Source organism: Undibacterium sp. Rencai35W (assembly GCF_049340185.1).
Classification (GTDB): Bacteria; Pseudomonadota; Gammaproteobacteria; order Burkholderiales; family Burkholderiaceae_D; genus Undibacterium.
Map to the genome: position 1 here is coordinate 37,147 of NZ_JBMPPC010000012.1, position 14,696 is coordinate 51,842.

A 14,696-nucleotide genomic window follows, 5' to 3' on the forward strand; every position below is an offset into this window, starting at 1 on the left:
TTTAATTGCTTAGTCGCTTAGCCGCTTAATCGCTTAATCAATAAACAAGGTTGATGCGCCATGTTCAGGCGCTGTCACGACCCGGCGCTGCGCGGCAAACAACTCACGGCCGTAATCAAAAGTCTCGGTAGCAGATGGCTGGCGCACTGTACGACTTGCCCATTCCGCCTCACCGACCAGAGCACGCAGCTCACCCGTATGAACATTGACTTCAATCAGGTCGCCATCGCGCACTTTGCCTAGCGGTCCACCCTGTGCAACCTCGGGACTCACATGCAAAGCCGCAGGAATTTTGCCGCTGGCACCGGACATACGACCATCCGTCACCAGCGCAACCTTATAACCCGCCGACATCAGACTGCCGAGCACCGGCGTGAAGTGATGCAGCTCTGGCATTCCATTTGCCTGCGGCCCCTGAAAAATCACGACAGCGACAAAATCCTTGTTCAACTGACCTGCTTTATATGCACCAACTAATGCGTCCTGTGACTCAAATACAATTGCCGGCGCACGCACGATCCATGCGTCTTCCGGCACGGCAGAGGCTTTCACAATCGCACGACCGAGATTGCCCTGCAACAGACGTAAGCCGCCCGTCGCAGCAAACGGCTCCGTCACATTCCGCACGACGTCTTTATTTGTAGAAACTGCCGGAGAAGCGTGCCACTGAACTTGATTGCCAGCGGCACCTTCGACCAGTGCCGGACGATTGATATGCCCTGCCAGACCTTGATCGCCATATACCGTTTTAACATCTGCATGCATCAGGCCAGCAGACAGCAATTCACGAATGACAAATGTCGGTCCGCCTGCATCTTCAAACGCGTTCACATCTGCCGTGCCGTTCGGATAAACACGGGTCAGCAACGGGATCACTGACGACAATTCATCAAAGTCCTGCCAGTCAATCAGAATACCGGCAGCACGCGCTACCGCAATCCAGTGAATCGTATGATTAGTAGAGCCACCAGTTGCCAGCAGAGAAATCACGGCATTGACGATAGTTTTTTCATTCACCAATTCGCCAATCGGTGTGTAGTTGCCGCTGTGCTCGGTCAATTGCAATATGCGCTCGACCGCCGCGTCGGTCAGTACGTGGCGCAAAGGATCGCTCGGATGGACAAAAGCGGCACCAGGCAGATGCAAGCCCATCGCCTCTAACAGCATCTGATTACTATTTGCGGTTCCGTAGAAAGTACATGTACCAGCACTGTGATACGCCGCACTCTCGGCCGCCAGCAGTTCTTCTTTAGTTGCCTTGCCTTGGGCATAGCGCTCACGCACGGCAGCTTTCTCTTTATTCGACAGGCCAGACCCCATCGGACCTGCAGGAATAAAAATAGTTGGCAAATGGCCGAATGCCAGCGTACCGATCAATAAGCCCGGCACAATCTTGTCGCAGATTCCCAGACATAAAGTAGCGTCAAAAGCGTCATGCGATAAAGCCACCGCGGTCGCCTGCGCAATCACATCGCGCGAAAACAGCGACAACTCCATGCCAGGACGACCTTGCGTCACGCCGTCACACATCGCAGGCACTGCACCGGCGACTTGCGCGGTGCCGCCAAAGCGCAAGGCTGCCTGGCGGATTTGTTGCGGATAGGATTCGTAAGGCTGATGTGCGGACAACATGTCGTTGTAGGCAGTGACGATACCGATATTCGGTTTTTGCGCCTGATTCAGCCAGATCTTGGTGCCGCTATCCATCGCGGCATTGGCGTGCGCCTGATTGGCACAAGACAGACTTGCGCGGCGCGGACCACGTCCCGCCATTTTCTGAATCCGCGCCAGATAGGCGCTGCGCAAAGTCTTGCTGCGCTCAGCAATACGCTGCGTAACGCGGGCGACGACGGGATGAATTTCTGGTGTGATCAGTGCGGAAGTAGATGTTGTCATGGCAGACTAGCCTCATGCTTTTTTCGGATACTGTAAAGATAGCATAAAACCTAAATTTCTGTAACAAACTTTCAGTTAATCAAATATTTTCATGAATTTCACGTAAAAATGACAAATTTATCGTAATGAAACTACATTTTTGATTAGATTCTGGCATAATCAAGAAAAATAAAAGCAATGCGTAAGGCATATAAATGCGTTTCATCAGTGGGCTTTACCAGCATAAGTAAAATAAGTATGGATAAGTTAAGCAAAAAATTAAGTAAAAAAGTATGCTCAGGTGCGGCTGAGTACCCTGAATACAGCTAAAAAGCCCGGGCAACATAGCGCCTACACCGTGCTATCGCAATGCCTGTTTATTCTGTCGACATCATCATTTACAACTCAGAACAACCTTGGAGTCAGCATGACCACATTTGTATTGTTTGGCGGCACCGGCGATCTTGCCAAGCGCAAGATTATCCCTGCCCTGTATAGCGCCTTTGTCAATGGTCGTTTGGATGCTGATTTTCAATTTATCGGTGCCGCACGCGAGGCCTTGTCCGATGAAGACTTCCGCAGCCGTGTCGCGGCCAGCATAGAATCGTATGGCGCCAAGACCGAGGATAAAGATGCGGGTCACAGCGAAAAAACAGCCGCCTTCCTGGCGCTGACGCATTACTCCAAAATCGATGCGCGCGAAGCCAGCGACTTTGATGCGCTTAAAAAACAAATCAAAACCAGCGATACCAATGCGACGCTGTTCTATCTGGCGACCGGCCCCGATCTGTTCGTCCCTATCGTAGAACAACTCTCCAAGCATGGCCTGGTCGAAGGTAACGCCCGTGTCGTGCTGGAAAAACCGCTGGGCCGCGATGCTCAGTCGGCCAAAGAAATTAATGCTTCATTACGCAGCTATCTGCGCGAAAACCAGATCTATCGTATCGATCATTACCTCGGTAAAGAGATGGTGCAAAATCTGCTGGCCTTGCGTTTCGCCAATGCGTTTCTCGAACCGCTATGGAATCGCAAATCGATCCAGGACGTACAAATTTCGATCTCAGAACAAGTCGGTGTTGAATCACGCGGCGACTTTTACGATCGTACCGGTGCTCTGCGCGACATGGTGCAAAATCATTTGCTGCAACTCGTCTCTATCGTTGCAATGGAACCGCCAGTCAATGCCAATCCCGATGCGATCCGTGATGAAAAAGTTAAAGTGCTGCGCGCCCTGCGTAAATTTACTCCGGAAGATATCAGCAAAAAAACCGTACGCGGCCAGTATCGCGCTGGTGCGGTTGATGGTCAGCCAGTGATTTCATATCAGGCGGAACCTGGCGTGCCACCTGCGTCGCGCACGGAAACCTTTGTTGCAATCAAGGCAGAGATCGATAACTGGCGCTGGGCTGGCGTGCCATTTTATCTGCGCACTGGTAAGCGCATGGCGAGTCGCAGCGCTGAGATCACGATTAATTTCAAACCGATTCCGTATTCGATTTTTGGCAGTTCACAAAGTAATTTACGCTCGAACCGCCTGGTCATTTCTTTGCAACCGGAAGAAAGCGTACAACTGTTTTTAAAAGCCAAAGAACCAGGTGAAGGCATACGCTTATCCGACGTCGCCCTGAATCTGGATTTTGCTGAAGCCTCGAATTCACGCCGGGTTGAATCCTATGAACGCCTGTTACTTGATGCGATGCATGGCGATCTGACGCTGTTCGTGCGTGATGATGAGCTCGGTGCGGCATGGGCATGGATTGACCCGATCATGACTGCATGGCAGAACGATAGCGAAGGACTGAAATCCTATATCGCCGGTAGCTGGGGTCCATCGGCGTCCAGTTATTTGCTTGCGCAAAACGGTGCAGCCTGGGGTGAAGAATATGTTGAAGGCTGAGAGCATGGTGCTACATAGCTTTGCCAGCTTTGAGGAACTCAGCGAAGCCCTGGTTGCTGAATGGTTAGGCATTATCGATACCGCAGCATTGGCGCGGCTCCCAGCCTATTTTGCCCTTGCAGGCGGCTCCACGCCTGCGCCTCTATATCGCCGACTCGATCAATTGCTGTCGCATCGTGACAGCAATAACGTGAAATTGGTTGCGACTGATGAGCGTTGGGTGGATGATGCGGATGCGCAAAGTAATGAAGGCCTGTTCAAACAAAGCATGGCGCAATCGTATGGCAAGCAATGGAAATTGATCTCGCTGAAAAATGCCGCGCGTACACCAGAGGTAGCGACGGAAGCGATCAGTCATCGTCTGGACGAACAGATTCCGCAAGCGTTCAGCGCGGTCTTGCTCGGCATGGGTGCGGATGGGCATATTGCCTCGCTATTTCCCGGCGCACCAACTCAGCATGATGACCTGGCTTGTCTGGCAGCACTGCATCCGCAAACCCGCCAAAGCCGCATGTCTCTGTCACTGCCACGCTTGCTGAATACAGACAGGATCTGGCTCGTGATCACTGGAGCAGAGAAGCGCCGTGTTCTGGAAAATGCAGCAGAAACATCTTTACCCGTCGCCGCGTTATTGCATGAAGCCCGTTGCGATATTGACGTATTTTGGTGTCCATAATCCGAAATTGCTCATAAGGAGTTGAGATGATGACAGAGATATTTGCCGAGGAAGTTTTGATGTGGATTTTGATTTGACTGCAGCGCTCATGGCTAACATGAGCAAGGAATCAACCGCACCACAACTGGCAAATACGCCGTCAGCGCTCAAATAGCACCGAGAGTGTGCCTGATGGACAATCTCGGATAACAATAAGTGATTATAAAAAGCCATGCCAAATTCTGCATCCCGTCTTCTCGATCCAAAGCCGATTCCCTCTGAAAAAGGTTTGCTGGCGCGCATACGTACTGCCAGTACGGCGCTGAGTCGTGCCGAGCGGCAGGTTGCGGAGTTTTTATTACAGAAACCGCATGATGCACTAGAGATGTCGATCCGCGTTCTGGCGCAGGCTTGTGATGTCAGCGAGCCCACGGTTGCACGCTTTTCACAGTCGATGGGATTTGATGGCTTCAAGACTTTTAAGCTCGCATTTGCCAAGAGTCTGGCGACCGGCATTCCGTTTTTGCATCTTGATGTCAATCAGGCCGATTCGGTACGTGATGTGCTACCAAAAGTATTTGACCGCACCATTGCCGCATTGATGGAAGCTCGTAATTCAGCCAACACTGCAAGCTTTGAAGCCGCAGTCAACCTGCTGTCACGTGCGCGCCGGATTGAATGTTATGGTCTTGGTTATTCAGGTGCGCTGGCAATCGATGCGCAGTTAAAATTTTTCCGGTTCGGCATTCCTACGACTGTCTTTTGCGATGCCCATTTACAGGCGCAATCCGCATCCTTGTTAAACAGTGATTGTGTGGTCGTCGCCTTCTCACGTACCGGTCGCACCCGCGACATGATACGCAGCGTGCAGCTCGCCAAAGGTGCCGGTGCCAAAGTGCTGGTGCTATGCGCCAGTGGCGGCCCGCTGGCGGAACTCGCTGACGTCCACCTCAGTGTCGACGTCGAAGAAGATCCCGATATCTACACCCCGATGACTTCGCGCCTCGCCCACCTGACCTACATCGACGCCCTCGCCGTCGCGGTCACTCTGCAGCGAGGCCCGGCAGCAATTGATATGCTAGAGCGTGCCAAGGCCAGCATCAGCGAAAAACGGCTCGATTCAAAATAGAGTAAGTCCTGAATAAAGCAGTACCGCATCACAAAAAGGCAGATCGTCATACAATGATGAATTATGTCCATGTTAGCGACTAGGCCACTTTCCCACCATGATGCAAACCCTGATACAACTCGCCCATCAATACGGCCTGATCATTGTCTTTAGCAATGTCTTGCTGATGCAATTGGGGCTGCCGATTCCGACGGTGCCGACGCTGATTGTGTCAGGCACACTGGCAGCCGATGGTCACGTGTCTCTGGCGGCCTTGCTGGCGGTAACGGTATTGGCAAGTCTGATCGGTGACACGGTGTGGTATCTGATTGGGCAGCGTCACGGTTTGCGGGTCATGACTTTTTTATGCCGACTGTCGCTGTCACCGGACTCCTGCGTGCGCCAGACAGAGACGCGTTTTGAACGCTGGGGATTGACCACGCTGCTGGTGGCGAAATTTATCCCTGGCCTGTCTCTGATCGTCGCGCCGATGGCGGGAGCGTTGCGCTTGCCTCGACTGGCATTTTTATTCTTTGATGCGATCGGAATATTTTTATGGGCAAGCCTGGCAATCGGCTTTGGCTGGTTATTCCATCCGGATATTGAGCTGATCAGCCGTCAGTTTATGGGACTGGGTAATGGCGCGCTGCTGATCGCCGGCATCGCTTTGCTCGCGTACATCAGCTATAAATGGTGGCAGCGCTGGCGCTTTCAGAAAATTCTGGCCATCGCCCGCATCAGCGTCAATGAGCTGGTCGACATGATGGATTCTGGTAACACACCGGTGATCGTCGATATTCGCTCACCATCGGTGCGTACTCTCGACGCAAGGCATATTCCGGGGGCAAAGATGATTGCGCTGAATGAGTGGCAAACACTGATCCCGCATGTCCGGCCAGAGAGCGATATTGTGGTGTATTGCAATTGTCCGAACGAAGCCTCTGCAGCACAGATGGTAAAACTGTTGATGGGACGTGGCTATAAACGGGCGCGGCCATTACTTGGCGGCTTAGATGCCTGGGTAGAAGCTGGTCACGAAATCCATACCTATCCATCATGACCGCTTAGCCGAAGATAAGCTGAGGGCGTAGCTGTACGATCTGCATAATCTACAGCCATAATGTATCAGGGGTCTTAGCTGGTTTCAGCTAAGACCCCTGATACATTGTCAAATCAAGACCGTCCAACACTCATCACAGTTCTGGCTGTATCAGGTGCCCTAATTTGGTCGCCTTGGTGCTGAGATAGCGCTCATTATGCGGATTACGGCGGATGATCAGCGGGATGTGTTCTTTGACTGTAATTTTCAGACCTTCCATCGCGGCAATTTTGCGAGGGTTGTTCGTCATCAGTTTGAGGGAACTGATCCCCAGATGTTTTAACATAGGATCGCATAAGCTGTAGTTGCGCAGATCAGCGGCAAAACCGAGTTGCTGATTTGCCTCGACGGTATCGGCGCCCTGGTCCTGCAAGTGGTAAGCGCGTACCTTGTTCAGCAGACCAATCCCACGGCCCTCCTGACGCAGATACAGCAACACGCCACGACCCTCTTGCGCAATTTTTTGTAATGCCATTTCTAGCTGAGGTCCGCAATCACAGCGCAAGCTAAACAAAGCATCGCCAGTCAGACATTCGGAATGTATACGCGCCAGCACTGGCTCGCCGTCTGCAACGTCACCCAAGCTTAAAGCGATATGCTCTTTACCGGTATCCGGCTCCACAAAGGCATGCATCTGAAAAGTTGCCCAGGTCGTCGGCAAATTGCAGGACGTTACGTACTCTAATGCCTGAGCTGAAATACTCACAGGCGTGTCAATGCTAGACATAAATTTCTCACGGATTATTCTGAATGGACTTACGCAAAATGATTTGCTTTGTTACTATTTTTGTAATGATGGCGATGAACCGCATTGGCAAGAGTATAAACGACCACGGACTTTTGCACCCTGATGGCGCACAAGCTCTAGAGCGGTTCGTCCAAATCACCTGACTTTATCTGCTTACTTCCAAGATATATGGGCACATCCGGAATTTCCAAGCGTACTCAGGCATCAATAAAAAAACCCACGGTTTTCGTGGGTTTTAATAAGAGAGCAGATCTGTTTTTACTTTTGCTCTTACTGAATTCTTGAAGTTGCCTTATTCCTGATGGTAACGCGTGACCAGTTCCACTTCGTTTTTTGAGCCGAGAAAAACCGGCACGCGCTGATGCAGTTTTTCAGGTTGGATATCCAGCATACGCTGCTTGCCGTCGGTCGATGCGCCACCTGCCTGCTCAACGATGAAAGACATAGGATTAGCTTCGTACATCAGACGCAGTTTGCCTGGCTTGTCCGGTTCACGTGCATCCGCAGGATACATAAAGATACCGCCGCGATTCAAAATACGGTGAACGTCCGCCACCATTGATGCAATCCAGCGCATATTAAAATCTTTGCCACGCGGACCAGTAACACCAGCCTGCATCTCGTTCACGTAACGCGTGACTGGCGGATGCCAGTGACGGGTGTTCGACGCATTGATCGCATATTCCTTGGTGTCTGCCGGGATCTGCATATTGCGTTGCGTTAGTACCCAGGAACCCATTTCACGATCCAGCGTAAAGCAATTCACGCCATTGCCCGTGGTGAGTACCAGCACTGTTTGCGGACCATACACAGCATAACCGGCAGCGACCTGCTTATTACCCGCTTGCATAAAGTCTTGTTCAGTCGGTGCAGCCATGCCCTCAGGTGCTTTCAGTACGGAGAAAATCGTACCGATGGACACATTCACATCAATATTGCTGGAGCCATCCAGCGGGTCGAACAGCAGCATGTATTCGCCCATCGGGTAGCGATTTGGAATCGGATGAATGCTTTCCATCTCTTCCGATGCCATCGCCGCCAGATGACCGCCCCATTCGTTTGCTTCGAGCAAAATCTCATTCGACAGGATGTCGAGCTTCTTCTGCACTTCGCCCTGAATATTTTCGGTACTTGCTGTTCCCAGCACCTCGCCTAAAGCGCCCTTACCAACAGCATGACTGATGGTCTTGCAGGCACGTGCAACAACTTCGATCAATAGGCGCAATTCAGCAGGAATAGAATTGTTCAGGCGTTGTTCTTCAACCAGATATTGCGTGAGACTGACACGTTTCATGAGTTTCCTTTGTTATCCCGGCGGTTCATTACCCAGGATAGATTCGTCAATAAATTCATCAATAATTTAGCCGTCACGGTTAAGAAGCCAAAGCCTTGCTAACGACTTCCAGCACATCTTTCGACAGGTTCTTGGTATCTGCAACTTTCTGCAGCGCGACCTTCATATGGGCTTGCAAATTCTTTGGATATTTTTTCCATCGATCCATGCTGCGCGCCAGACGGGCGGCAACCTGGGGGTTGATTTTATTGAGCGAGATCACCAGTTCCGCCCACAAAGCATAGGCACTGCCATCAGCCGCATGAAACCGTGATGGATTCGCATTGCAGAAGCTGAACACGAGACTACGCGCGCGATTAGGATTGTTCAGGGTGAAGGCCGGATGCTTCATCAATTCGCGGACTTTTGCCACATCCGTCGTACGCGCCGTACCTTGCAGCATGAACCATTTATCGATTACCAATGCTTCTTTTTTAAATTCTTTATAAAACTGATTCAACGCTTGCGCAGCGGACTTGGTATTTTTTACCGAGCCTGAAAAATTCGTCAACGCAGTCAATGCTGCTAAGCGATCGGTCATGTTTTCTGCCTCTGTAAATTGCGTTTTAGCCAGATCAAAAGTGGCATCATCCGGCCATTCCAGAAGATAAGAGAGAGACAGATTTTTGAGTCCGCGCTTCGCTGCAGAAACTGCATCCGGGCTGTATTTGCCCGGAGTCAGATTTTCTTCATAGGCAGTCAGGAAATCGGCTTTCAAATGCTGGGTCAGACTAGCGCGCATGAATTTTCTGGCTTCGTGAATCGCTTGCGGATCGACGACGCTAAACTCCTCGGCAATCATCGCTTCCGAAGGCAAGGTCAGGACCAGTTCGCGGAAAGCAGGATCCAGTGTTTTGTCGTTCAATGTTTTGCGTAACGCATCGACGAACATCGTATCGAGCTCCAGCGTTTCGGCTTGCTGGACTGCCTTGGTCAGTTTTACCAGACGGCGTGTTGCAAGGCGCTGACCTGCTTCCCAACGGTTGAACGGGTCGCTGTCGTGCGCGAGCAGATGACCCAGCTCTTCGTCACTATAATTAATTTCCAGAACCACCGGCGCGGAGAAGTTACGTAAGATCGACGGCGTCGGCTGTTCTGTAATTCCCGTGAAACGGAAAGTCTGGCTCGCCTTAGTCAACTCTAATACCAAGGTAGCTGGTGCGTCAGCGGAACTGACACCGTCAAGCTGCAACGGTATATCCTTACCTGCTTTATCCAGCAAACCAACCGCAACCGGAATATGGAAAGGCAGTTTTTTAGTCTGACCAGCCACTGGCAAACTCGATTGCGTCAACGTGATGTCATAGGTCTTGGCTTCTGCATCAAATCGGGTCTCGACCTTCACACGTGGCGTACCTGACTGGCTATACCAGCGTTCAAATTGTGTCAGATCACGGCCGGATGAATCGGCCATCGCAGCGCGAAAATCATCACATTCCACCGCTTGGCCATCATGCCGCTGGAAGTATAAATCCATGCCTTTACGGAAACCGTCATGTCCCAGCAAGGTGTAATACATGCGCACAACTTCTGCACCTTTTTCATAAATCGTGACAGTATAAAAATTATTGATTTCGACAAAGGAATCAGGACGTACCGGATGTGCCATCGGGCCGGCATCTTCAGAGAATTGCACCTGACGCAGCAAACGCACATCTTCGATACGCTTGACAGCACGGCCAGTGGCGGTGCCAACCAGATCGGCAGAAAATTCCTGATCACGGAAGACGGTTAATCCTTCTTTCAGGGACAACTGAAACCAGTCGCGGCACGTCACGCGATTACCGGTCCAGTTATGGAAATATTCGTGACCGACTACGGATTCAATACCGGCGTAATCAACGTCAGTAGCAATGCGCGGATTCGCCAGGACAAACTTGGTATTGAAAATATTCAAGCCCTTGTTTTCCATCGCCCCCATATTGAAATCGCCAGTCGCGACAATCATAAAACGATCGAGATCCAGCTCAAGGCCGAAGCGTTCTTCGTCCCAGCGTATGCTGTTTTTCAGAGAATCCATGGCATGCTGGGTCTTATCCAGATTGCCGTCCTCTACCCAGACTTGTAACAAAGCTTTCCGGCCGGATTTGAGCTTGAATTTTTCTTCCTGACAAACCAGTTTTCCGGCAACCAGTGCGAACAGATAGGACGGTTTTTTGAAAGGATCTTCCCATTTCGCATAATGACGGCCATCGCCGAGATCACCTTCTTCAATCAAATTGCCGTTGGACAGCAAGACTGGATATTTCTTTTTATCTGCACGCAGCATCACGGTGTATTTCGCCATGACGTCAGGGCGATCCGGGAACCAGGTGATTTTGCGGAAACCCTCTGCCTCGCATTGGGTAATAAAATTGTGATTCGATGTGTACAGTCCGGACAAAGAGGTGTTCTTGACCGGCTTGATCAGTGTTTCAATTTCCAGCGTGACTTCATCAGGCGCATTCGCGATACGTAGTATCTCACCCTCGATTTTGTAGGCCGATTTTTTCAGATTGACGCCGTTCAAGCGCAATTGCAGCAATTTAAGTGATTCACCGAACAGAACAATATCTTTTTCGCTGCTATCGTGATTACGGCGCATGACCATTCGGGTGGCGACATGTGTCGCGTCCGGGTCGAGATCAAAACCCATTTCAACAGTATCAACCCAATAACCGGGGGCGATGTAATCTTTGCGGAAGATAGTGACAGGTGTATCAGCAGTGTCTGTACGCATGAGTTCGAATGCCTTGTAAAAATAAAAGCGAAAAAGGGAGCGCTGGACTAGCTCAAAATTATTCTGGCAAGAGGTACCTGCAAAGACAATACAGGTGTACCGCAAGCAGAGACAACTAAGTCAAAACAGTTTTATGCACATAAGTAGTCAACATAGCGCAAAGACCAGTATTTTACCAAGCTGTACAGTCAGTCTTCATCTGCTTTAAGCATTACCATAGAAAATTCGGTAAAAAATCAGACTAATTCGACTATTTGCCAAGTATGTCACTCTCTTTTTCATCTTGCTTGCGACCAGCTCGAGTGACAAAACGTAACGAGACGAACTTACTGCGGCTTATATCATCTAAAATTAAAACGAAAGGAGATTTGCGATGAAAATTACACGTCACTACTGCCTGGCTGCTGTATCCCTGTGCGCCGTTCTCTTCACGACGGGATGTGCTACGACGGTGAGTAGCCGGGTCAGCGTTTTTCACGAATGGCCTGCGGAACTAAAGAATAAGAGTTTCGTCGTTGATAAATCGGAGAAGCAAGCTAATAGCCCGGAATTTAAAGCTTATGAGCAACTACTACGTGAGAAGCTGAAACAAATTGGTCTGATCGAGGCAAATTCAGCAGATGCAGCCAGTACCACCAGTGTAGCACTCTCCGTAACGATGAATTACGCCAGCAACCTGAGTGAGATCCAGTTGTCCTCTCCTTGGGATTTGGCGCTATATGATCCGTTCTGGCGCCTGCATTTCAATCGAGGGGTGGTTTTTTACCGGCGCCCTTTCTTTTACCCACGGTATTACACCGATAGCCTGCTGATGCAGGACATCAGTGTGCGCCGGTATTATCTACATCAGCTTGAAGTGACTATCACGGATAAAGCGAGCGGTAAAAAATTGAGTGAAATCAAAGCCAGCACGGAGCAATTGAATCCCGAGATCAATACCAGCATGCATTACCTGATGGATAGCGCGTTCTTGCACTTTCCGGGCGTGAGTGGCTCGACGGTTGAGGTTGAATTGCCAGCAGAAAAATAAGACATTTCAAGCAAAAAAAGCGACTTATCTGAGTCGCTTTTTTGTTAACCATACTAGTCCGGAGGGTCCCGTAAAGCCTCCAACAACGCCCTATCCACCACCGAATCCGCGACAATCTGTACGGCTTCACCATCACGAAATTTATGCGCCAGCTCTTCGCTGGAAATTGAAAACGAGTCATGTCCCTGACGGTTCGTAAAAATATAACGCGTCCGCTTAGGACTAACCCAGGCGAGTTTAAAGCGGGCAGTAGAGCCATTGGTACGGGTAAAATCAATCCAGACACCACGCTCCATCGTCTCCAGCATCAGCGTCCATTCATCTGCCGGTTGCTCGTTCTGATCTTGCACATGACGATTAAGACGACGCTCGCTCGCACGTTGCGCGATGTTCACAGCGATTTCTAATTGCCGGCGCGGCGATAATTCTAATGGCGCACGTGCAATCGCGGCATGGCGTTCAGCCAGTTTAGAAAAGAAAATAACCCGGTCCGGCTCATCCCATTTAATCGCATTCAACCAGGCATTCAGCAGGGTCAGCATGGCGGGTAATTTGCTGACTAATTCTTTGCGTTCTTCGGCGCTGTTCTTCGGCTTCAGGCTCCAGATCAGGTCGTCCATAGTTTTGAGTGCGTTTTCCAGGGCGTTCGGCTTTTGATCCTTGACGCTATGCGCAATCGTCAGAATCCGTATCCACTGTTCTTGCAGGAAGGTTTCCAGAAAACCGGCCACTTCGCCCGTCTCAACCCGCAAAGACACATCATTCTCGGCGAACTCCCGCGCCAGACGCATCTTCTCTTGTTTGAGCGCTTCTGCGACCGGCTGGGTAATCGCTTCTTCGGTTTTTTGCTCTTCTTCCTTCAGGAAGTTTTCCAAATCCGATACAACATCAGAAAACAAATCAATTTGCTGATCAAACTCTTGCTGAACCCGCTCAACAATACCCTCGATCATCTGGTATAAGGGATCTTCGTTACTGCTATCGGTGTTCAACAAAACACTGGATTTTGCCAGCGTATCAATCAACACACGAGCCGGATGAGAATCTTTAAAAAAGAAATCCTTATCCATCAAGGCGACTTTGAGCGTCGGGATTTGCAGCTGACCGATTAGACCCTTGATATCCTCAGGAATGCTCGGATCATTGAATACGAAATCAAAAATCCGTGCCAGCAGCTCTATCGTATTCTGATCAATGTGGGTGAGATTGTCGGTCGGCGCCTGCTGCGATAACTGGCGCAGCGGCGAAGCGCTCATGCCGCCGGCAATCGATCCAAGGTTGTCGTTCCTTTGAATGCTGGTCAGGTAATCAAAGAATTGCCTGTCGATGGTAACGGTATCGGCTTTTTCACCGTAATGACCTGCATTGCTCTGGTTGCCGGTCCATGCCAGCGCATGATCCTTCCCCGTCGCCTCGGCGTTAACAGGCTGACCGGAGAATATATTCCTGAGCTTATTGTGCAGATACGGATCACGATCAGCGATGTCATCCGAACGTGTAGATTCGTTTTTTCGCTGATTTTTTTTGAATGAGTCAGTAATGTCTGGCAAGATACCCCGCGCAATCAATGCGTCGTTAACTTCGGTCAGAATTGGCTGCAATTGTAAAAATAATTGCGGTTGCATCAAGCGTAACACCAGATGATGCGATTCGGGAGTGGGATCGAATTCTATCCACGCCTGATATACCGCATGAACAAATATTTCTGGTCGAAAAGGATTCTGCGATACGCTGATCGGCGTGCGGCGCAGGACATGGCCAATACGGATATTCAGCGCAACTAATTGCTCCGCATTACTGACTTCGAGAGCCTGACACAGATTGCGCATCAAGACTTTACTTTCCATTTCCTCAAAAGTCACGAGAGAAAAATCTTGCTTCTCGTCATCTTTTTTCGTTTTTTTGCGGGTATTAACGGTACTGACTTCTTTTGCCAGTGCCGCGTTAATCTGACCGGCGACCAGACGATAAAAGCTTGTACCATTTCTTTTCAGTAACTGATATGACTGAAAGCTGGTGCTCGCCTCTTCAGGGCGCACGGTCTGATCCGAGATTTTGAACAAGGCTTCGCTTAGTCGCGTGGAAAATGCTTCCAGCTGGGATGACACTCGGTTGGTTGCGACCGGCACCAGACTTTGTAAAATTAATAAACGGCTTGAGCTGGAGAACTCACTTTTTTTTGTTGTATTGTGAAGTGGAATGGTGTCCATCGCGTGGGTCCGTTACTAGTTT

The 14,696-nt window shown here is 50.2% G+C and carries 10 protein-coding genes; 5 read left to right on the plus strand and 5 right to left on the minus strand.

Annotated elements, in window-relative coordinates:
* Positions 1–33: 33 nt before the first annotated feature.
* Positions 34–1,896, minus strand: coding sequence for a phosphogluconate dehydratase (gene edd, locus ACO0K3_RS18995; protein WP_422987339.1), 1,863 nt, complete (start codon positions 1,894–1,896; stop codon positions 34–36).
* A 406-nt stretch (positions 1,897–2,302) separates the two neighbouring features.
* On the opposite strand from edd, the gene zwf reads away from it, so the two are divergent.
* From zwf to ACO0K3_RS19015, 4 genes are all read left to right on the plus strand, one after another.
* The gene (gene zwf / locus ACO0K3_RS19000) at positions 2,303–3,772 is read left to right on the plus strand and encodes a glucose-6-phosphate dehydrogenase (protein WP_422961450.1); all 1,470 of its coding nucleotides are present in this window, start codon (positions 2,303–2,305) and stop codon (positions 3,770–3,772) included.
* Between the two features lie 4 nt (positions 3,773–3,776).
* Positions 3,777–4,448, plus strand: a complete 672-nt coding sequence (gene pgl / locus ACO0K3_RS19005) for a 6-phosphogluconolactonase (RefSeq protein WP_422987341.1) — start codon at positions 3,777–3,779, stop codon at positions 4,446–4,448.
* Positions 4,449–4,659: 211 nt separating this feature from the next.
* Positions 4,660–5,556 (plus strand): SIS domain-containing protein, encoded by an 897-nt coding sequence (locus tag ACO0K3_RS19010; RefSeq protein WP_422987343.1) that lies wholly within the window; start codon positions 4,660–4,662, stop codon positions 5,554–5,556.
* 97 nt (positions 5,557–5,653) lie between these two features.
* Entirely contained in the window at positions 5,654–6,595 is a 942-nt protein-coding gene (locus ACO0K3_RS19015) for a DedA family protein/thiosulfate sulfurtransferase GlpE (protein WP_422987345.1), read from the plus strand.
* A 133-nt stretch (positions 6,596–6,728) separates the two neighbouring features.
* Here the strand turns inward: ACO0K3_RS19015 and ribA are convergent, their stop codons facing one another.
* From ribA to pepN, 3 genes are all read right to left on the minus strand, one after another.
* Positions 6,729–7,361, minus strand: coding sequence for a GTP cyclohydrolase II (gene ribA / locus ACO0K3_RS19020; RefSeq protein WP_422987347.1), 633 nt, complete (start codon positions 7,359–7,361; stop codon positions 6,729–6,731).
* A 313-nt stretch (positions 7,362–7,674) separates the two neighbouring features.
* Positions 7,675–8,676, minus strand: a complete 1,002-nt coding sequence (locus tag ACO0K3_RS19025) for a class 1 fructose-bisphosphatase (RefSeq protein ID WP_422987349.1) — start codon at positions 8,674–8,676, stop codon at positions 7,675–7,677.
* Between the two features lie 79 nt (positions 8,677–8,755).
* Positions 8,756–11,434, minus strand: coding sequence for an aminopeptidase N (pepN, locus tag ACO0K3_RS19030; protein WP_422987351.1), 2,679 nt, complete (start codon positions 11,432–11,434; stop codon positions 8,756–8,758).
* A 373-nt stretch (positions 11,435–11,807) separates the two neighbouring features.
* Between pepN and ACO0K3_RS19035 the strand changes: the two genes are divergently transcribed.
* A complete protein-coding gene (locus ACO0K3_RS19035; protein WP_422987353.1) occupies positions 11,808–12,464 on the plus strand; it encodes a DUF4136 domain-containing protein in 657 nt (218 codons plus the stop codon).
* A gap of 53 nt (positions 12,465–12,517) precedes the next feature.
* Here ACO0K3_RS19035 and ACO0K3_RS19040 read toward each other — a convergent pair whose 3' ends face one another.
* On the minus strand, positions 12,518–14,674 hold the full coding sequence (locus tag ACO0K3_RS19040; protein WP_422987355.1) for a DUF1631 family protein: 2,157 nt from the start codon (positions 14,672–14,674) through the stop codon (positions 12,518–12,520).
* Positions 14,675–14,696 lie beyond the last annotated feature (22 nt).

Coding starts and splice junctions, on each gene's coding strand:
- edd (WP_422987339.1), bottom strand. CDS start 1,896: ATGACAACATCTACTTCCGCACTGATCACACCAGAAATTCATCCCGTC.
- zwf (WP_422961450.1), top strand. CDS start 2,303: ATGACCACATTTGTATTGTTTGGCGGCACCGGCGATCTTGCCAAGCGC.
- pgl (WP_422987341.1), top strand. CDS start 3,777: ATGGTGCTACATAGCTTTGCCAGCTTTGAGGAACTCAGCGAAGCCCTG.
- ACO0K3_RS19010 (WP_422987343.1), top strand. CDS start 4,660: ATGCCAAATTCTGCATCCCGTCTTCTCGATCCAAAGCCGATTCCCTCT.
- ACO0K3_RS19015 (WP_422987345.1), top strand. CDS start 5,654: ATGATGCAAACCCTGATACAACTCGCCCATCAATACGGCCTGATCATT.
- ribA (WP_422987347.1), bottom strand. CDS start 7,361: ATGTCTAGCATTGACACGCCTGTGAGTATTTCAGCTCAGGCATTAGAG.
- ACO0K3_RS19025 (WP_422987349.1), bottom strand. CDS start 8,676: ATGAAACGTGTCAGTCTCACGCAATATCTGGTTGAAGAACAACGCCTG.
- pepN (WP_422987351.1), bottom strand. CDS start 11,434: ATGCGTACAGACACTGCTGATACACCTGTCACTATCTTCCGCAAAGAT.
- ACO0K3_RS19035 (WP_422987353.1), top strand. CDS start 11,808: ATGAAAATTACACGTCACTACTGCCTGGCTGCTGTATCCCTGTGCGCC.
- ACO0K3_RS19040 (WP_422987355.1), bottom strand. CDS start 14,674: ATGGACACCATTCCACTTCACAATACAACAAAAAAAAGTGAGTTCTCC.